Origin of the sequence: Paucibacter sediminis, from assembly GCF_030254645.1 — a bacterium.
Taxonomy (GTDB): domain Bacteria; phylum Pseudomonadota; class Gammaproteobacteria; order Burkholderiales; family Burkholderiaceae_C; genus Paucibacter_B; species Paucibacter_B sediminis.
In genome coordinates this window covers 3131227-3149323 of record NZ_CP116346.1, presented here as the reverse complement: position 1 = coordinate 3149323, position 18097 = coordinate 3131227, and the positions used below count along the sequence as shown (strand labels likewise).

Below are 18097 nucleotides of genomic sequence, written 5' to 3'. Positions count from 1 at the left end.
CTCGCTACTTCTTGCGATCCTGATCGCGCTCGTTGCCGCGTTCATTTCCGCGTTCGTCGCCATGCTCCTTGCGCTTCTCGGCGGCGGGCGGCTTGCCGCGTGCCGGTGGCTCATGCGCCTGCGGCTGCTGCTCGCGCTCCGGCGGCCTTTCATGAGCCTGAGGCTTCTCGCGCATGGGTGCCGGCGGCGGCGCCTGACGCAGGGCCTCGCTGCGCGGCGGCGGGTTGGGCTTCACCGTCGGGGCATGCGGGGCCGGCGGCGGCGGCATCAGCTCACGCACCGTGGCATCGCGTGGCCGATAGCGGTACTGCTGTTGCTGCAGCGCCTGTTGCTGTTCGGGCTGCGGGTAGCGCGCGGCCGGGTACTGGCGCTGGTAGCTGGGCAGCGGCGCCGGCGCCGGCGCACTGCGGCGATCCCAGCGCTCCCAGCCCGGACGCTGCTGCTGCCAGGCGGGGCCCCAGTGATCGCCCCAGCGCGGCGGCGCGCCCAGCTGCCAGCCCTGGAAATAGCTGGGCGGGCTGCGGTAGTAGCGCACCGGAATGCGCAGCACATACAGCGGCACCAGCTCGGGTCGCGTCAGCCGCCAGGGCCCGTTGTACCAGGGGCTGGCATACCAGTCGTCGCCCTCCAGCACCCAGTAAAGCCCGTCGTAGAAGAAGAAATTGACGCGCAGGCCCGGGGCGTAATAAACCGGGTAGCCGGGCACGCGCCGCAGCTCGGGATAGCTCGGCACGTTGATGCCGATCGAGACCGTGAACTGCGCCGTGGCGGATCCGGCCAGGCCCATCAGCATCGTCAACATGACCAGGGTGTGTCGCATGGCTTGATCCTCCGGTGTACGAATGCAGTGTTGGAAGGATAGTGCGCGCCGTGCCGTCGCTCTGTGCGCCTGCGTACCGAACTAATTCAACCATTGCGGGAAGTAACCCAGCGCGTCCTGCACCGCGCTGTCATGCGCCGGCACCACCACCAGGGCGGGCTCGGCGGCCATCAGCGCGCGCACCTGGGCCAGGCTCTCCAGGGTCTGCTGCGCATGGCCGTCCACCAGCAGGCTGGCGGCCCAGAACTTGGGCGTGCCGGCGCGCAGCGCGGCGAGGGTCCAGGCCACGTCGCCGATGAAGAAGAACTCGCGGCCCGAGTCCACCTTGACGAACAGGCCCATGGAGCCGGGCGTGTGGCCGGGCATGGGCACCAGCACCACCGTGCCGTCGCCAAACAGGTCCAGGCTTTGCGCATAGCCGCGATGCGGCCGGGCCTGGAACTGCAGCGCCTCCCAGCGGATGCCGGGCGCGGCCAGCTGCGAGGCCCAGCTGCCACCCGGGCCGCGGCTGGGCCGCTGGATCAGCGGCAGCTCCGCCGCGGCCACGCCGATGCGCGCGGCCGGAAAGTCCGGCACGCCACCGGCATGGTCCCAATGGCTGTGGCTCAGCAGCAGCAGGCCGGGCGGCGCCAGACCGGCCTCGTCCAGCTGCTGGCGCGCCGGCCGCACCGGCGCCTCGTACTTGAAGAAGGGCCGCCACCAGGCCGGCATGTCCTGCCGGTACTGGGCGTCGATCTGGCTGCCCATGCCGGTATCGAAGAGCAGCATGTCGTCGCCATGGCGGACCAGGAAGGCCGAGAAGTTGGAATCGATCTGTTTGGTGAAACTGCCGCCGGGCACCAGCAGGCCCTCGGCCACGGCGACGCGGGCGGTCTTGATGATGGCCAGTTGCACCGACGGTGCAGCATGGGCACCATGGCTGAGCGCCAGGCTCAGGGCGAGGAGTGGAAGGATTCGTTTGAGCATGGGCGCAGCCTAAAGCTGGGTCTATGCTCCAAGGTCAAGCCCCTCACGCACCTTGTTGCCGCCATGAACATCAGCCAGCTTGCCAAGGCCAGCCAGATCTCCACCGACACCCTGCGCTACTACGAGAAGCAGGGGCTGCTGCAGGCCGCGGGCCGCCAGCCCAATGGCTATCGCCGCTACGGGCCGGCGCAGCTGGAGCGGCTGCGTTTCATACGCGGCGCGCAGGCGCTGGGTTTCTCGCTGAAGGAGATTGCGGCCATCCTGCCGCAGCTGGCCGAGGGCCAGTTCGGGCGCGCCGAGATCGAGCACAAGCTGCAGGCCAAGATGGCCGAGATCGATGGCCAGATCGGCCAGCTGCAGCAGCTCAGGGCCGAGCTGGCGGCCACCTTTGCCTCCTTGCGCTGCGCGCCACAGGCCGCGCTCGACACGCGCGACAGCACCGCACCCGACAGCGGCAGCGGCGCCGGCGTGGCGGTGCTGAAGCGCAGCTTCAGTCGTTGACGAACAGGGACAGCGGCACGGCCGCGGCCATGGCGGCATAGCCGGCGTCATTGGGGTGCACATGGTCGCCGCTGTCGTAGGCCGGCAGCAGGCGCGCCGGCCGGCGCGGATCGCGCAGCACCGCATCCGCATCGACCAGGGCATCGAACTCACGCGCATGGGCACGCAGCCAGCGGTTGAAGGCGCGCCGCTGCCCGTCCTTGGCGAGGCTGTAGTAGCCCGGCGCGATATCGGCCGCCTCGAAGGGCGGGATGGTGCTGGCGATCACGCGCAGGCCCTGCTGGCGCGCACGCGCGGCGAGCGCCCGGTAGCCCTGGATCAGCGCGGCCACCGAAACCGGCGCCTCGGGCGTGGCCAGCGAGCCGGGGAAGGCGATGTCGTTGGTGCCAATGCGCAGCAACACGGCGCGCACACCGGATTGCTGCAACACATCGCGCTCGAAGCGCAGCGTGGCCGCCTCACCGAGCGCCGCGCCGGCCGGGTTGCTGGGCTGGCGCGGTGCATCGCGCAAGAGCCGGTTGCCGATCAGGCCCTGGTTCAGCACCGCCCAGCCACGCCCCTGCAGGCGCTGCGCCAGGGCATCGGTGAGGCGGCCGTTGGCGTCTTCGGTGGAGCCATCGCCGTCCACCGAGGAGTCGCCAAACACCACCAGGGCATGCACCGCCGCGCCCTCGCGCTGCACATCCAGGCCCACCACAAAGGGCCAGGCGCCGATGGTCTTGGCCTCGGGCCAGGCGACGGCGGCGGTCTGGTCGCCCGCCGCCACATAGCTGGTCTGCATGGCCAGGAAATGCGAGGTGCTGGCCAGCGTGGGCTGGGGCAGGTAGAGGCTCAGTGCCAGCTCGGCGAATGCCGACACCGGCAGATCAAGGGCATCGCTCCAGACCTCGGCATGGGGCGCCAAGGTCACGCCGGGCAGCCCGCCGAAGCTGAGCGCCCTGTCGCTGCCCGCCTGGATGCCGGCGCCCGCCTGGCGCAAGGCCAGGCGGGCGTTGCCCAGCACCAGCGGCTGCTCGCCATAGCGGTTCGACAGCTTCACGCGCAGCCGCTCGCCACCCAGGCTGGGGCGCAGGATCAGGCGCAGACTCTGGTCCGCATAAGCCGCCGGCTTGCCGGCCATGGCCGCCTGCGGCGAGGCCGACCAACTGCCCACCCAGTCGGGCGGCGCGGCGGCGGCCATCGACAGGCCTGCGAGCAGGGCAAACCCGGCAAGGAGATGGCGGACGCGTTTGAGCATGGGCAGGCCCGGATTGGCAATAGCGGCGAGTATCGGCGTCGCGCCGCCCGCATGCATTCGTCATGCCGCGGCGCGCTCCGCGTAGGCGCGCCGGTAGGCCTGCGGCGTCATGCCGGTGGCCTGCTTGAACATGCGGTGCAGCGCGCCCTCGCTGCTGAAGCCCAGCTGCTCGGCAATCGTCTTCACCGGCTGGCCGCCGCGCATCAGCTGCTCGCCCGCCTGGCGCAGCTTCACCAGGCGCAGCCAGCGGGCGGCGGGCAGGCCGGTGGCGGCCTGCACATGGCGGCACAGGGTGCGGGGCGAGCGCGCCAGCGCCGCCGCGGCCGCCTCCAGGGTCAGCGCCGTGGCGGGCGTCTGCTGGGCGGTGAGCAGCAGCTCGCGCAGCCAGGGCTGCTGCAGGGCCAGCAGCTCCACGCTGGCGAAGGCCGCGTGGCGCACGCGCGGCAGCGGCAGCATCAGCACCTCCTGCACCTCGCGCAGCGCGGCCGGCTCCATGCGGCGTGCCAGCTGCGCCAGCATCAGCGGCAGGTAGCCGCTGGCCCCCGCCGCGGTGACGCCGCGCGCCGCGCTCACCAACGGCGCGTCGAAACGCCACTGCACCTTGGGGAACAGCGCCTGCAGCGGCCCGGCCATCCACCAGGTGGCGGTGGCGGGCTGGCCGTTCAGCCGCCCGCTGGCCGCCAGCAGCGGCACGCCCGCGCAGTAGCTCCACAGCTGGCAGCGCGCCGGCAGATCGCGCAGCGCCCGCACCAGCGGCGCCAGGGTCTGCAGCGCGGCGCGCAGCCCAGGCTCGGAGATCACCCACAGGCCGGGCAGCAGCAGCGCATCGCAGGGCTGCTCGGCCAGCGCCGCCTCGGCCGGCAGCGCCAGACCATGGGCGCACGCCACCGGCCGGCCATCCAGGCTCAGCCAGCGCAGGCGCAGCAGTTCGCGGCCGGCGCGCAAATTGGCGGCGGCCACCAGATCGGCCACCGCGAACAAACCGGCCGGCATGCAGCCCTCGAACAGCAGCAGGCCAAGCGTGGTGGGCAGAGGGTTTGGCATGAAACGCTAGGAGATTTTCATTTTTTGCCATTCTGCGCCGGCACCGCTTTTCCAACAATGGCCGCACCCCAAGAGTTGGAGCCCGAGCTCATGCTGATCACCCAATTGCGCAACGCCACCCTGGTGCTCGAATTTCAGGCCGAGGGCCAGGACTTCGTGATCCTGGTCGACCCCATGCTGGCCCCACGGGGCGCCCTGCCCAGCCTCAAGTACCTGGGCGGCCAGCGCCGCCGCAATCCGCTGGTGGCGCTGCCGGATGCGGCCGAGGCGCTGCTGGCGCGCGTCACGCACTGCCTCATCACGCATTGCCAGCGCGGCCATTTCGACCACCTGGACCGCGCCGGCAAGCGCTGGTTGCGCGAGCGCCAGATCCCGGTGATCTGCATGCCGCGCGATGCCGACTATCTGCGCCAGCGCGGCCTGCAGGTCTGGCCCCTGCTGGGCGCCGAGCGCCAGCCTTTTTTTGGCGGCGGCCACATCACCCCGGTGCCCTGCGTGCACGGCCATGGCCTGGTGGGCCGGCTGATGGAGCATGGGCACGGCTATCTGCTCGAACTGCCCGGCGAGCCCAGCGTCTACCTGGCCGGCGATACCGTGTTGTGCGCGCCGCTGCGGCATTGCCTGCAGGCACTGCGCCCCGACCTGGCGGTGCTGCCGGCCGGCGGCGCGCGCTTCGACATGGGCGGCGAGGTCATCCTGTCGCCCGCCGACGTGGCCAGCGCCGCCGCCCTGCTACCGCGGGGCACCATCATCGCCAACCATCTGGAAGCGCTGGACCATTGCCCGGGCAGCCGTGCCGGCATGCGCGCGCTGGCCAGCGCCCAGGGTTGGCTGCCGCGCCTGTGGGTGCCCGAGGACGGCGAGGCCCGGCACTTCGCGGCGCGCCCCGTCTGAGCCCTGCTGGTGCATCGCCGCCCGCATAGCGTGCGCTGCGGCGGCCGCATGCCCGGCAAGCAGGCATGAATAAAAAAAGCCCCAGGCTTGTGGCCTGGGGCTGAAGTCCACCCAGGGGCGGTGGAGGAGACAAACGTAGATGCTTGGGTATTGCAGCTTCCGTGCCAGCTTTTGTCCGCGGCCGTGCGAAGCCTCGTATCATCGGCGCGGTGGCAAGGCCTGACCCCGGCCGCCTCACTGACGAGAGAGGACAAGACATCATGCATGCTGTCGGATTGGTGACCGCGCTGGCGCTGCTGCAATACCTGGTGTTCGCTGCTCTGGTGGCGCGCGCGCGCGAACGCTATGGCGTGCGCGGGCCCGCCGTCACGGGCCACGAAATGTTCGAGCGCTACTACCGTGTGCAGATGAACACGCTGGAGCTGCTGGTCGTGCTGGTGCCCTCGCTGTGGCTAGCCTCGCAATACTGGTGGCCGCGCGGCATGGCCGCGGTGGGCTGCGTCTATCTGGTCGGCCGGCTCGTCTACGTGCGCGCCTACCTGCGCGAGCCCAGCAGCCGCAACCTCGGCTTCATGCTCAGCCTGATCCCCACCGCGGTGCTGCTGGGAGCGGCGCTGGCCGGCACGGGCATGGAGGTGCTGCGCGTGGCGGGCCTGCTGCCGCGCTGAACGGCCAGTACCGGTAATGCCGGCATCGCCGGCATTACCACCATTACCAGCCGCGGCCTCAGGCCAGCGCCGACGCCATCATCCCCAGGCCCACCACGCCCACGCCCCACACCAGGGTGCGCAGATAGGGGATGCCCAGGTAGTAGACGGCGATGAACACCAGGCGCGACCAGAAGAACAGCTCGGCGCCCTGGGCAATGCGCGGCGACTGCACGCCCGACACATGGGCCACCAGGGCCAGCGCCGCGAACAGCACGAAGTTCTCCAGCGTGTTCCTGGCGGTGCGCTCGGCGCGCCCGGCAAAGGCCGTGTCCGCCGGCGCCTGATCGCGATTGCCCATCGCGTAGCGCATGCCCGCGGGGGTCCAGGCCTGGGCACGTATCAGGCTGGCCGCGAGCAGCAGCAACCAGCTGATACCCGCCATACAGACCACGAGGCTGAGCAGATGCGTCATCTTGTGCACTCCAGGGCTAGCGAATGAGGCACCATTATTCCGGGAACCCCGGCCTGGCGGTAGGCCTTTTGCAGGCGTCAAGCCGCGCCCCCAAGGCCGGCCGGCGCGGGCGATACTGCGCCACCGCCCTCCACTGACTGCGAGCCACCATGCCCAGCCACCTCCCAGCGCGCCGCGCCTGGCGCCCGACGCTCCTGACGCTGAGCCTGCTGGCCCTGGGGGCCTGCGCGATACTGCCCTGGGGGCCCGACCGCCACGCCACCGCGCCGCTGCTGGACGGCTTTGGCACCGTGGGCCTCACGCCCAGCCATGCCAACGCCGCGGCGCGCCGCCTGTTCGCCCAGGGCATGAGCCAGGCCTACGGCTTCAACGAGCATGAGGCGGTGCGCGCCTTCAAGGCCGCGCTCGCGCAGGACCCCGGCTGCGCCCTGTGCGCCTGGGGCGTGGCCTACCAGCTGGGCCCCAATATCAACAACACCACGCGCGGCGATCTCAAGGAGGCGCTGCGCCATGTCGACCATGCCCTCAAGCACAGCGCCGCTGCCACGCCGCTGGAGCGGGCGCTGATCGAATCGCTGGCACTGCGCTACGGCCATGGCAGCGAGGCCAGGAATCTCGCCCCGCTGCAGGCCGCCGTCTGCGGCGCCTCGGACCAGGCCGAGGACAAGGCCGACCCGCTGGACATCGCCTATGCCGAGCGCATGCGCGAGCTGGCCGATCGCTTTGCCGGCGATGCCGACGTGCTGGCGATCTACGCCGAGGCCGAGCTGGTGGCCACGCGCGGCGACTGGTGGGATCCGGCGAGCGGCAAGCCCGCCGGCCGCATCGGCGAGCTGGCCGACCGGCTCGAGGCCGGCCTGGCCCGGCATCCCGATCACACCGGCCTCAACCATTACCTGATCCACACGGTGGATGCGCCGCAGGTGGCGCAGCGCGCCGAGGCCGCCGCCGACCGCCTGGGTGCGCTGGCACCGAAGTCGCCACATCTGCTGCACATGCCGGCCCACACCTACGCGCAGATCGGCCGCTATGCCGACGCCACGCGCGTGAACCAGCAGGCGAACGCGGCCGACCTGGCCATGATGGCCGAGCTGAAGACGCAGAACTTCAGCGTCAGCAAGGACTGGCGCCAGCACAACACGCATTTCCAGTGGTATGGCGCGCTGATGGAGGGCCGCGGCGAGCTGGCGCTGGCATCCGCGCGCGCCGCCGCCGCGCTGGGCAGCGGCAACTACAGCTATGCCGAGTACCAGCGCAGCCTGCCGATGCTGACCCTGCTGCGCCTGCAGCGCTGGGACGAGCTGCTCAAGGAGCCGCTGCCCGCCGGCGAGCTGGGCGTGGCCACCCTGCTGGGCCAGCTGGCGCGCGGCACCGCGCTGGCGCGCAGCGGCCAGACCGCCGAGGCCGCCCAGGCCCTGGCCAAGCTGGAGCCGGCCGCGGCCGCGCTGCTGAAGAAGTTTGCCGGCACGAGCGAGTTCCACAAGATGCTGCGCAGCCTGGCGCAGAGTGCGCAGCTGCAGCTGCGCGCCGAGCTGGCATGGGCCGAGCGGCGCGTCGACGAGGCCCTGGCCCTGCAAGCCGAAGTGGTGAGCGCCGCCGCCGTGGCCGACCGCAGCGAGCCGCCCATGCTGGCCGGCGGCGCGCGCCTGCAGCTGGGCGCCATGCAGCTGCAGGCCAGGCGTTATGCCGAGGCCGAGGCCAGCTACCGCACCAGCCTGGCCGAGCATCCGCACAGCGGCTGGGCCCTGCAGGGCCTGCGCCGCGCCCTGCTGGCGCAGGGCCGGCAGGCCGAGGCCGAGCAACTCAAGCCCGCGCTGGAGCGCAGCTGGAAGCTGGCCGACGCCGCCCTGCGCGGCGCCTGAGCCTGCGCTCGTTTACTTGAGCTTCAGCTCCTGCAGCTCCATGCTGCCGGCCAGCTTGCGCATCACCTTGCGCTCGCCACCGGCCTGGTCCATCTTGCGCTGGTCCATCGCCATGAAGGCCTCGAACTTCTTCTGCAGCGCCTGCTGATCGGCGTTGTTCATGTAGTCCTTGGCTTCGATCGCCAGGATCAGGTCGGGCTCGCCCTCGCGCGGGTTGTTCACCGAGAACACATGGTAGGAAACCACCGTGCCCTCCTTCATGCCGAACTCGTTGGACTTCTTCCAGGTCTTGGCCAGGAAGTCCATGTAGTTCTCGAACTGCCCGGGCTCGACCTTGATGTGCGAGAAGGTCCAGACCGTGCCGGGCGTGTAGCTGGAACTCTGGGCGCTGGCCGCGCTGCCCAGCATGAGTGTGGCGGATGCGAAGAGCGAGGCGATCGCGATTCTGGTGAGACTCATGGCAAGGACTCCTTCACCAAGAAGGCGCTGGTGATGGCGCTTGCGCACAGCTGCGCGAGGCCACTATGCGTTGCGTCAAGGCCCGCCATGACGCGGTTTTCCCGCCTGTATGTTTAGCCATCTGGCCCGGACTGAGGCAGCCGCAGGCGAAGCGAGCCGGACGCCGGCGCCGCTTGTGTCCCGTCTTCCGGTGTCAGCCGGCCTCAGGCCATGGCCTGCAGCATCGCCGCCATCTTCTGGTGGATCAGGTTCACCGCCTTGAGCGGGCGCAGCATCACCTTGAACTCGCTGATCTGGCCGGCCTCGTTCCACTTGATCATGTCCACGCCGTTGATGCTGATGCCGTCCAGCTCCAGCTCGAACTCCAGCACCGCGTCGCGCTCGGACTTCAGCTCCCGCACATAGCGGAAGCTCTCGTTGCCGAACACCGAGAAGGCCGCCGCCAGGTACATGCGGGTGATGGCCCTGCCCTGCTGGGGCTTGTGCACCACCGGCGAGAAGAACACCGCGTCCGGGGCCAGCAGCGCGTCCAGGCCGGCGACGTCGCGGTTTTGCATGATCTGGTGCCAGCGGGAGATCGGGTCAGGCGTCATGGGGTCCTTTCGATGGGCGGCAGCTGGCCGCAGCGCGCAGTATGCGATGCGGGCCGGTGCGGCACAACGATGCCCCCGCTTGCGCCAGCGCAAGCCAGCGCCGCGCGGCCGGGCGCCCAATTCAGCCATGGGCAAGCAGCCCGGACTGGAGTCAAGCATGAACGTCTTCAAGGATCTGTTCACTTCCGACGTGGGGCTGATGAGCGCGGCCGGCCTGCTCTTCATGCTGGGCATGGGCGTGTTCTACATCCGCTACTTCCTGCGGCACATCGCCGAGGACGCGGCGGCAGCGCAGCAGCACAAGACCTGAGCCATCACGCGTATTGCGCGAGGCCGTGGCCGAAGGACCAGTTCTCCTTCGCCACCTCCACGAGGTTGATGAACACATCGTCCGGCCGGATGCCCGGGCGCTCGCCCAGCAGCTCCACGATGCGCCGGTACAGCGCCCGCTTCTGCTCCAGGCCGCGCGTGTTGTTGGCGGTGATCTGGATGAACAGCAGCGCGTCGCTGCGCGCCACGCCCAGGTAGGACGCGTTGTAGCAAAAGTTCGCCGCCTCATGCTCGGTGATGAGCATGAACTGATCGTCTTCCGGCACGTTGAAGGTTTCGCGCATGGCGCGGTAGAGGCCGTCAAGAATCGCCTGGCGGTAGGCCGGCGGCTTGCCGGCGCGCATGGAAAGGTGAAGCAAGGGCATGGTGCGGCGTCCGTTTCTTTCAGTCAGTGCGGGCTCCACGGTAAGGGGCACGAATCATTTCAACAAGCCATCAACCCTGATATCAAAGATAATGGCTTGAAATGATTGATCGCCCCTTGGATCTGGATGCCGTGCGGACCTTCGTGCGCATCGCCGAACTCGGCAGCTTCACGCGCGCGGCCGAAGCGCTGCAGACCACGCAGGCCGCGGTGAGCCTGAAGCTCAAGCGTTTGGAGGCAAGGCTGGGCTGCCGGCTGCTGGAACGCACGCCGCGCTATGTGCAGCTCTCGGCGCAAGGCGCCGCCTTTCTGGACCATGCCCACGCGCTCATGGACGCCCATGAGCGCGCACTTGCGGTGTTTGTCGAGGCCCGCCAGCGGCTCACCATCGGCATCAGCGACCACGTGGCGGGGCCGGACCTGCCCGCGCTGATCGCCCGCATGAATGCCCAGGACCCGCAGCTGCTGATCGAGATCCGCATCGCGTCGTCGGGCGATCTGCTGCAAGCCTTCGACCGCCGCGAGCTCGACACCGTGATCGTGCGCCAGCATCTGGGGCGCCGCGGAGGCACCCTGCTCGCCGAGGAACAGTTCGGCTGGTTCGCCGCGCCGGGCTGGCAGCATCGCGCTGGCGAACCGCTGCCGCTGGCCACCCTGGCCGAGCCCTGCGGCGTGCGGGCGATGGCCGGCCAGCTGCTCGATGCGGCGGGCCAGCCCTGGAAGGAAATCTTCTGCGGAGGTGGCGTGGCGGCAGTCACCGCGGCCGTGATGGCCGGGCTGGGCGTTGCGGCGTTAGCGCCGCGCATGCTGCCCTTCGGCGCCGTCGACGTTGGCCCCAGGCTCGGTCTGCCCGCGCTGCCACGCCTGCCGGTGCTGCTGCATTCGCGCGTCAAGAGTGGCCGGCCGCACCAGGCGCTGGGAGCGCTTGCGGCGGCGTTCAGGAGCGCGGTGCGGGGGTAGGCGCGGCCAGCGGCTGTTGCTCGGATCGCGACCCAGGCTGGCAGGGTCACCCGCCTGCGCAACAACGCGAGACGGAATTGTGAATGCGCCCTACCCCAACCACTGCGCACCGCCCCGTGCTGCCTTGAGCAGCGTTAGGTGCGACCGCTCAAGCACTTCAGCTGCATCAAGGCCTGCGCTTCGCCCGCAGTCCTGAGCCACGGAGCGGACAGTCTCCATACGCCATCCGCCGTATATGCCCCCTGCCCTTCGCTCCCTACATTGGCCCTGTCCGCCTGGCACAACCTTGCTGCCGCGCGACAAGCCCACCAACCTGACCGCATGCCGGTCATTCAGGAGCGAAACCCCATGCTGAAGCGCCGATCCTTCTCCCTCAAGACCCTCGCCGCTGCGAGCGCCCTGGCGGGCCTGAGCTTCACGGGCCTCTCGGCCCAGGCGGCCGACACCATCAAGGTGGGCGTGCTGCACAGCCTCTCGGGCACGATGGCGATCTCGGAGACCGTGCTCAAGGACACGGTGCTGATGGCCATCGACGAGATCAATGCCAAGGGCGGCGTGCTGGGCAAGAAGCTCGAGCCGGTGGTGGTGGACCCGGCCTCCAACTGGCCGCTGTTCGCCGAGAAGACCAAGCAGCTGCTCACCCAGGACAAGGTGGCGGTGATCTTCGGCTGCTGGACCTCCGTGTCGCGCAAGTCGGTGCTGCCGGTGGTGGAAGAGCTCAACGGCCTGCTCTTCTACCCGGTGCAGTACGAGGGTGAGGAACTCTCCAAGAACGTGTTCTACACCGGCGCCGCGCCCAACCAGCAGGCCATCCCCGCGGTGGACTACCTGATGAGCAAGGACGGCGGCGCGGCCAAGCGCTGGGTGCTGCTGGGCACCGACTACGTCTACCCGCGCACCACCAACAAGATCCTGCGCGCCTACTTGAAGAGCAAGGGCGTGAAGGACGGCGACATCGACGAGAAGTACACGCCCTTTGGCCACAGCGACTACCAGACCATCGTGGCCGACATCAAGAAGTTCTCGGCCGGTGGCAAGACCGCGGTGGTCTCCACCATCAATGGCGACTCCAACGTGCCCTTCTACAAGGAGCTGGGCAACGCCGGCCTGAAGGCCAAGGACGTGCCGGTGGTGGCCTTCTCGGTGGGCGAGGAAGAACTGCGCGGCGTGGACACCAAGCCGCTGGTGGGCCACCTGGCCGCCTGGAACTACTTCATGTCGATCAAGAACCCGGCCAACACCGAGTTCATCAAGAAGTGGAGCGATTACGCCAAGGCCAAGGGGCTGCCCGGCCACAAGGACAAGCCGCTCACCAACGATCCGATGGAGGCGACCTATATCGGCATCAATATGTGGAAGCAGGCGGTCGAGAAGGCCAAGAGCACCGATGTGGACAAGGTCATCGCCGCGATGGCCGGCCAGACCTTCACCGCGCCCTCGGGCATCAGCTCCAAGATGGACGAGAAGAACCACCACCTGCACAAGTCGGTGTTCATCGGCGAGATCAAGGCCGATGGCCAGTTCAATGTGGTGTGGAAGACGCCCGCCCCGGTGAAGGCCAAGCCCTGGAGCCCCTACATCGAAGGCAACGACAAGAAGCCCGACGAGCCGGTGAAGAAGTAAGCAAGCAGGCGCATGAGCGTGCCCCCTGTCGCTGACATGGGGCGCGCCGACACACCCCGACGACGACGGCCCGAGGTCTCATGTTCCGCTTGCTACCGCTTCTGCTCTGCCTGCTGCTGTGCACGGCGCCTGCGCGGGCCCTCACGCCCGAACAGGCCCACGCGATCGCCAGCGGCGATGACACCGACGCGCGCATCGCCGCGATGAATGCGTCCCTGGCCGCGGCCGCGGTGAAGCCGGACGCGCGGCTGCAGCCTTTTCTGCAGGCCCTGTCCGCCGAGGAGCTCAAGCTCGCCGGCGCGCAGCTGCTGATCGTGCACGCCGACGGCAAGGCCGAGGACGCGCTCAGCGGCGCCGCCATCACGCCCCCCCCCGCCAGGCTGGACGACGTGAGCCTGAACAACCGCCTGCGTGGCGAGCTGGACCAGGCGCTGGCCGCGCTCAAGCTCTTCAGCGCCAAGCCGAGCGAGCGCCTGGCCGCCGCCAAGGCCCTGCAGCAGGACGCCAGCGAGGCGCGCCTGCCCCTGCTGGCGAATGCGCTGGCGCAGGAGTCGGATGCGGCCGTGCGCGCCGAGCTGCAACTCGCCAGCGCCGCGGCCCTGGCCGGCAGCGCCGATGTCAACAAGCGCCTGCATGCCGCCAAGCTGCTGGGCGGCTCGGACAGCCCCAGTACCCTGCTGCTGCTGAACCAGCGCCTGGCCGAGGAGAGCGATATGGCGGTGAAGAGCGCGCTGCAGAATTCCCTGCGCAAAGTGCAAGCCTCGCTGGCCTGGGGCGAGCGCCTCGGCGCCCTCTTCACCGGCCTGAGCCTGGGCAGCATCCTGCTGCTGGTGGCGCTGGGCCTGGCCATCACCTACGGGCTGATGGGCGTGATCAATATGGCCCATGGCGAGCTGATGATGATCGGCGCCTACGCCACCTATCTGGTCCAGCTAGGTTTCCGCCAGTTCCTGCCGGCGGGCCTGTTCGACTACTACCTGCTGGCCGCCCTGCCGGTGGCCTTCCTGGCCTCGGCCGGCGTGGGTGCGGTGCTGGAGCGCGGCGTGCTGCGCTGGCTCTACGGCCGCCCGCTGGAAACCCTGCTGGCCACCTGGGGCCTGAGCCTGGCGCTGATGCAGGGCGTGCGCAGCCTGTTCGGCGCGCAGAACGTGGGCGTGGAGAACCCGGCCTGGATGAGCGGCGGCCTGCAGCTGCTGCCTTCGCTGAGCCTGCCCTACAACCGCCTGCTCATCATCCTCTTCGCCGGTCTGGTGCTGGGCGGCATGACGCTGTTGATCAAGCGCACCCGGCTGGGCCTGTTCGTGCGCGGCGTGACGCAGAACCGCCCCATGGCCGCCTGCATGGGCGTGAACACCGCGCGCGTGGACACCCTCACCTTCGCGCTGGGCTCGGGCATCGCCGGCCTGGCCGGCTGCGCGCTCAGCCAGATCGGCAATGTCGGCCCCGACCTGGGCCAGAGCTATATCGTCGACGCCTTCATGGTGGTGGTGCTGGGCGGCGTGGGCCAGCTGGCCGGCACCGTCTACGCCGCGCTGGGCCTGGGCCTCAGCAACAAGCTGCTGGAGGGCGTGGTGGGCGCGGTGCTGGCCAAGATCGCCGTGCTGGTGTTCATCATCGTCTTCATCCAGAAGCGGCCGCAGGGCATCTTCGCGATGAAGGGCAGATCGGCGGAAGCATGATGATGACGAACACAGCACAAACCCTGTTCTCGCGCCGTGGCTGGGCCGCCTTTCTGCTTGCCCTGCTGCTGGTCTGCGGCGTGGCGCCGCTGCTCAATCTCTGGGTGCCCGAGGGTCAGGTCTTGCACCTGAGCGACTACGCCGTGGCCCTGCTGGGCAAGATCATGTGCTACGCCATCTGCGCCCTGGCCATGGACCTGATCTGGGGCTACACCGGCATCCTCTCGCTGGGCCATGGCCTGTTCTTCGCGCTGGGCGGCTATGCCATGGGCATGTATCTGATGCGCCAGATCGGCAGCGACGGCCAGTACCGCAGCGCCCTGCCCGATTTCATGGTGTTCCTGGACTGGAAGAGCCTGCCCTGGCATTGGCACTTCAGTGACAGCTTCGCCGCCACGCTGGCGCTGGTCGTGCTGGTACCGGGCCTGGTGGCCCTCGTGTTCGGCTACTTCGCCTTCCGCTCGCGCATCAAGGGCGTGTACTTCTCCATCATCACCCAGGCCATGACCTATGCGGCCATGCTGCTGTTCTTCCGCAACGAGACCGGCTTCGGCGGCAACAACGGCTTCACCGATTTCAAGCGCATCCTGGGCCTGCCCATCGCCACGCCGCAGATGCGCATGGGCCTGTTCGTGCTGACGGGGCTCACGCTGCTGGCCTGCCTGCTGCTGGCGCGCTGGATCATGGCCGCCAAGTTCGGCCGCGTGCTGCAGGCGGTGCGCGATGCCGAGTCGCGCCTGATGTTCTGCGGCTACTCGCCCCTGCCCTACAAGCTGGCCATCTGGACCCTCTCGGCGGTGATGTGCGGTGTGGCCGGCGCGCTCTATGTGCCGCAGGTGGGCATCATCAACCCCAGCGAGATGAGCGTGGCCAACTCGATCGAGATCGCGGTCTGGGCCGCGGTGGGCGGGCGCGGCACGCTGATCGGCCCGATCGCCGGCGCCTTCGCGGTGAACGGCGCGAAGAGCTGGCTCACCGTCAGCGCGCCCGAGATCTGGCTCTACTTCCTGGGCGCGTTGTTCGTCGGCGTGACCCTGTTCCTGCCGCAGGGCCTGGCGGGTCTGGCCAGCAAGATCACGCGGCGCGCAGGAGGCAAGGCATGACCCCCGAGCTGATGGAACAAGGCAGCGAGCGCCTGCAACATTTCTCGGGGGGCCGCGCGGCCGGCTACGGCCGCGTGCTGGAGCCCGGCGCGCTGGACCTGGCGCATGGCCGCATCCTCTACCTGGAGGATGTGAACAGGAGCTTCGACGGCTTCAAGGCCATCAACGGGCTCTCGCTGGACATCGCGCCGGGCGAGCTGCGCTGCATCATCGGGCCCAATGGTGCGGGCAAGACCACCATGATGGACATCATCACCGGCAAGACCCGCCCCGATGCCGGCCAGGTCTTCTTCGGCAGCACCATCAACCTGCTGCGCCACAGCGAGGCCGAGATCGCCCAGCTGGGCATAGGGCGCAAGTTCCAGAAGCCCACGGTGTTCGAGCCGCTCAGCGTGTTCGAGAACCTGGAGCTGGCGCTGCAGGGCTCGCGCAGCGTGCCCAGTGCGCTGTGGCACAAGCTCTCCGGCGCGCAGCGCACGCGCCTGGCCGAGGTGCTGGAGCTGATCCGGCTGCAAGACGAATGGCAGCGCCCCGCCGGCCTGCTGAGCCACGGCCAGAAACAGTGGCTGGAGATCGGCATGCTGCTGGTGCAGGACCCCAAGCTGCTGCTGCTGGACGAGCCGGTGGCCGGCATGACCGATCAGGAGACCGAGCGCACCGCCGAGCTCTTCCTCTCGCTCAAGGGCAGGCACTCGCTGATGGTGGTAGAACACGACATGAGCTTCATCGCGCGCATCGCGGAGACGGTGACGGTGCTTTGCGATGGCGCCGTGCTGGCCCAGGGCACCCTGGACCAGGTGCAGGCCGACGAGCGCGTCATCGAAGTCTATTTGGGGCGCTGAACGCCATGATTCTGGAAGCCAAGAACATCCACCAGTACTACAGCGGCTCGCACATCCTGCGCGATGTGTCGGTGAGCGCTGCGCTCGGACGCATCACCGTGCTGCTGGGTCGCAACGGCGTGGGCAAGACCACCCTGCTGAAGAGCCTGATGGGCCTGGTGCCGATCAAGAGCGGCAGCATCGAATTCAACGGCACCAACATCAGCAAGGCCAGCCCCTACGAGCGCGCACGCGCCGGCATCGGCTATGTGCCGCAGGGGCGCGAGATCTTTGCGCGCCTGACGGTGGAGGAAAACCTGCGCATGGGCCTGGCCACCCAGCCCGCCAGCGCGCCGATACCGGCCGAGCTGTTCGAGCTCTTCCCGGTGCTGAAGGCCATGCTCAAGCGCCGCGGCGGCGACCTCTCCGGTGGCCAGCAGCAGCAGCTGGCGATCGCGCGCGCACTCTGCGCCCGCCCCAAGCTACTGATCCTGGACGAGCCTACCGAGGGCATACAGCCCAGCATCATCAAGGACATCGGCCGCGTGATCCGCCTGCTGGCGGACCGCGGTGACATGGCGATCCTCTTGTGCGAGCAGTACGTCGACTTCGCCGAGGAGCTGGCCGACGACTACCTGGTGCTGGAGCGCGGCGCGGTGATCTCGCAGGGGCTGGGCAGCGAGATGGCCGCCAGGGGCGTGCGGCAGATCGTGGCGATCTGAAGGCGATTAGACCTGGCGGCGCTTCAGCCAGCCCAGCATGCCCAGGCCAGCGAGCAGCATCACCACAGGAGCGGGCTCGGGCACCGCGGCGGCCAGGGTGAAGCCGACGGCGTCCAGCGCAACGATCTCCACGCCCAGGTCGGCAAAGCTGCCGCGCGTGCCGAAGGCATCCTGCACATGCACCGGATGCGGGCCTGCGCCCCAGTAGTCGCCATAGTCGCCGGCCGGGTTCTGGTTGTAGCGCACCAGCATGTTGACGCCGTCGATGGAGAAATAGGCGTCGTCGCCGAGGGTGGTGAAGCTGCGCGCGCCAGCGGCGTTGTAGCGGTAGAGGTCCACCGGCAAGATGAGGCTGCCGCCCACGCCCGAGATGGTGCCCAGCACCTCATCGATCTCGTGCGACGCCACGGTCTGCAGATCGTATTTGTCGGGGTCGATGCTGAGGCGACTGAAGTTCATCGTCGCCAGGTTGAGGCTGATGGTGGCGTCCAGGCCGTTCAGCGGCGCCGGCACATTGAAGCCCACCGCATTGGCGGTGGCACGGGTCAGGATGATGTTGGCAGCGCCGTTCACCGGGTTGGCGCCGAGCGGGATATGCGCCAGGGCCAGGCTGTCGATCGGGCTGCTGGCATCGGCACGCAGCTTGTCCATGAAGCTGGCATAGGGCACTTGGTAGATATTGGTGCTGCTCTGGCCCAGGCCCGTGTTCATGTTCTCGAAGCGGATGCCGAGGGTGATGTTGTCGCTGAACAGCGCCTCGTAGATATCGATGGTGCCGAGGATGACGGACTGGGCCGCCGGGTCCACGCCGGCACCGAAGCTGGCATTGATCACCAGGGCCGGGGCCGGGCCTGCCGCGGCGCAGGCCAGCGACAGCGCGATTGACCGCGCCAGACGGCTTAGGGGGCGCAGGGGGCGAGCAACTGCGGGCATAGGGAGCACCTCGTCGACCGGTAGACCAGCCGCCGACTCTACGCCCGCCAACCCCGCAGGGCGA

General features: G+C 69.1%; 20 protein-coding genes. 11 read left to right on the top strand and 9 right to left on the bottom strand.

The window, feature by feature from the left end; all coding sequences use genetic code 11:
• Nucleotides 1-4: 4 nt before the first annotated feature.
• The gene (locus PFX98_RS14555) at nucleotides 5-820 is read right to left on the bottom strand and encodes a hypothetical protein (protein ID WP_285231224.1); all 816 of its coding nucleotides are present in this window, start codon (nucleotides 818-820) and stop codon (nucleotides 5-7) included.
• Nucleotides 821-901: 81 nt separating this feature from the next.
• Nucleotides 902-1786 (bottom strand): MBL fold metallo-hydrolase, encoded by an 885-nt coding sequence (locus PFX98_RS14550; protein ID WP_285231223.1) that lies wholly within the window; start codon nucleotides 1784-1786, stop codon nucleotides 902-904.
• Nucleotides 1787-1849: 63 nt separating this feature from the next.
• On the opposite strand from PFX98_RS14550, the gene PFX98_RS14545 reads away from it, so the two are divergent.
• Nucleotides 1850-2287: a heavy metal-responsive transcriptional regulator gene (locus PFX98_RS14545; RefSeq protein WP_285231222.1), complete on the top strand. Its 438-nt coding sequence runs from the start codon at nucleotides 1850-1852 to the stop codon at nucleotides 2285-2287.
• Here the strand turns inward: PFX98_RS14545 and PFX98_RS14540 are convergent.
• Both PFX98_RS14540 and PFX98_RS14535 read right to left on the bottom strand, forming a co-directional pair.
• Entirely contained in the window at nucleotides 2277-3524 is a 1248-nt protein-coding gene (locus PFX98_RS14540; protein ID WP_285231221.1) for a GDSL-type esterase/lipase family protein, read from the bottom strand. The genes PFX98_RS14545 and PFX98_RS14540 overlap by 11 nt on opposite strands.
• Nucleotides 3525-3584: 60 nt before the next feature.
• Nucleotides 3585-4568 (bottom strand): helix-turn-helix domain-containing protein, encoded by a 984-nt coding sequence (locus PFX98_RS14535; RefSeq protein WP_285231220.1) that lies wholly within the window; start codon nucleotides 4566-4568, stop codon nucleotides 3585-3587.
• A gap of 90 nt (nucleotides 4569-4658) precedes the next feature.
• Between PFX98_RS14535 and PFX98_RS14530 the strand changes: the two genes are divergently transcribed.
• Together PFX98_RS14530 and PFX98_RS14525 are read left to right on the top strand one after the other, a co-directional pair.
• On the top strand, nucleotides 4659-5462 hold the full coding sequence (locus PFX98_RS14530; RefSeq protein ID WP_285231219.1) for an MBL fold metallo-hydrolase: 804 nt from the start codon (nucleotides 4659-4661) through the stop codon (nucleotides 5460-5462).
• Nucleotides 5463-5722: 260 nt separating this feature from the next.
• Nucleotides 5723-6130 (top strand): MAPEG family protein, encoded by a 408-nt coding sequence (locus PFX98_RS14525; protein WP_285231218.1) that lies wholly within the window; start codon nucleotides 5723-5725, stop codon nucleotides 6128-6130.
• 58 nt (nucleotides 6131-6188) lie between these two features.
• Here PFX98_RS14525 and PFX98_RS14520 read toward each other — a convergent pair whose 3' ends face one another.
• Nucleotides 6189-6584, bottom strand: a complete 396-nt coding sequence (locus PFX98_RS14520) for an MAPEG family protein (RefSeq protein ID WP_285231217.1) — start codon at nucleotides 6582-6584, stop codon at nucleotides 6189-6191.
• Nucleotides 6585-6733: 149 nt separating this feature from the next.
• On the opposite strand from PFX98_RS14520, the gene PFX98_RS14515 reads away from it, so the two are divergent.
• On the top strand, nucleotides 6734-8446 hold the full coding sequence (locus PFX98_RS14515; RefSeq protein WP_285231216.1) for a tetratricopeptide repeat protein: 1713 nt from the start codon (nucleotides 6734-6736) through the stop codon (nucleotides 8444-8446).
• A gap of 12 nt (nucleotides 8447-8458) precedes the next feature.
• Here PFX98_RS14515 and PFX98_RS14510 read toward each other — a convergent pair whose 3' ends face one another.
• Together PFX98_RS14510 and PFX98_RS14505 are read right to left on the bottom strand one after the other, a co-directional pair.
• Nucleotides 8459-8905, bottom strand: a complete 447-nt coding sequence (locus PFX98_RS14510; RefSeq protein ID WP_285231215.1) for a hypothetical protein — start codon at nucleotides 8903-8905, stop codon at nucleotides 8459-8461.
• Nucleotides 8906-9108: 203 nt separating this feature from the next.
• Nucleotides 9109-9498, bottom strand: coding sequence for a nuclear transport factor 2 family protein (locus PFX98_RS14505; RefSeq protein ID WP_285231214.1), 390 nt, complete (start codon nucleotides 9496-9498; stop codon nucleotides 9109-9111).
• A gap of 157 nt (nucleotides 9499-9655) precedes the next feature.
• Between PFX98_RS14505 and PFX98_RS14500 the strand changes: the two genes are divergently transcribed.
• Nucleotides 9656-9808 (top strand): DUF3149 domain-containing protein, encoded by a 153-nt coding sequence (locus PFX98_RS14500; protein WP_285231213.1) that lies wholly within the window; start codon nucleotides 9656-9658, stop codon nucleotides 9806-9808.
• A 4-nt stretch (nucleotides 9809-9812) separates the two neighbouring features.
• Here PFX98_RS14500 and PFX98_RS14495 read toward each other — a convergent pair whose 3' ends face one another.
• Nucleotides 9813-10193, bottom strand: a complete 381-nt coding sequence (locus PFX98_RS14495; RefSeq protein ID WP_285231212.1) for a tautomerase family protein — start codon at nucleotides 10191-10193, stop codon at nucleotides 9813-9815.
• A gap of 101 nt (nucleotides 10194-10294) precedes the next feature.
• Between PFX98_RS14495 and PFX98_RS14490 the strand changes: the two genes are divergently transcribed.
• From PFX98_RS14490 to urtE, 6 genes are all read left to right on the top strand, one after another.
• Entirely contained in the window at nucleotides 10295-11152 is an 858-nt protein-coding gene (locus PFX98_RS14490; RefSeq protein ID WP_285231211.1) for a LysR family transcriptional regulator, read from the top strand.
• A gap of 348 nt (nucleotides 11153-11500) precedes the next feature.
• Complete coding sequence (urtA, locus tag PFX98_RS14485; RefSeq protein ID WP_285231210.1) at nucleotides 11501-12775, top strand: urea ABC transporter substrate-binding protein; 1275 nt, start codon at nucleotides 11501-11503, stop codon at nucleotides 12773-12775.
• A gap of 80 nt (nucleotides 12776-12855) precedes the next feature.
• Nucleotides 12856-14454, top strand: coding sequence for an urea ABC transporter permease subunit UrtB (gene urtB, locus PFX98_RS14480; RefSeq protein ID WP_285231209.1), 1599 nt, complete (start codon nucleotides 12856-12858; stop codon nucleotides 14452-14454).
• The gene (gene urtC, locus PFX98_RS14475; RefSeq protein ID WP_285231208.1) at nucleotides 14454-15557 is read left to right on the top strand and encodes an urea ABC transporter permease subunit UrtC; all 1104 of its coding nucleotides are present in this window, start codon (nucleotides 14454-14456) and stop codon (nucleotides 15555-15557) included. Before urtB ends, urtC begins: the two co-directional genes overlap by 1 nt.
• A complete protein-coding gene (gene urtD / locus PFX98_RS14470) occupies nucleotides 15554-16399 on the top strand; it encodes an urea ABC transporter ATP-binding protein UrtD (RefSeq protein WP_285231207.1) in 846 nt (281 codons plus the stop codon). Before urtC ends, urtD begins: the two co-directional genes overlap by 4 nt.
• 8 nt (nucleotides 16400-16407) lie before the next feature.
• Nucleotides 16408-17100 (top strand): urea ABC transporter ATP-binding subunit UrtE, encoded by a 693-nt coding sequence (gene urtE, locus PFX98_RS14465; RefSeq protein WP_285235595.1) that lies wholly within the window; start codon nucleotides 16408-16410, stop codon nucleotides 17098-17100.
• Nucleotides 17101-17106: 6 nt separating this feature from the next.
• On the opposite strand, the gene PFX98_RS14460 is transcribed toward urtE, so the two are convergent.
• Entirely contained in the window at nucleotides 17107-18033 is a 927-nt protein-coding gene (locus PFX98_RS14460) for an NF038122 family metalloprotease (RefSeq protein ID WP_285231206.1), read from the bottom strand.
• Nucleotides 18034-18097 lie beyond the last annotated feature (64 nt).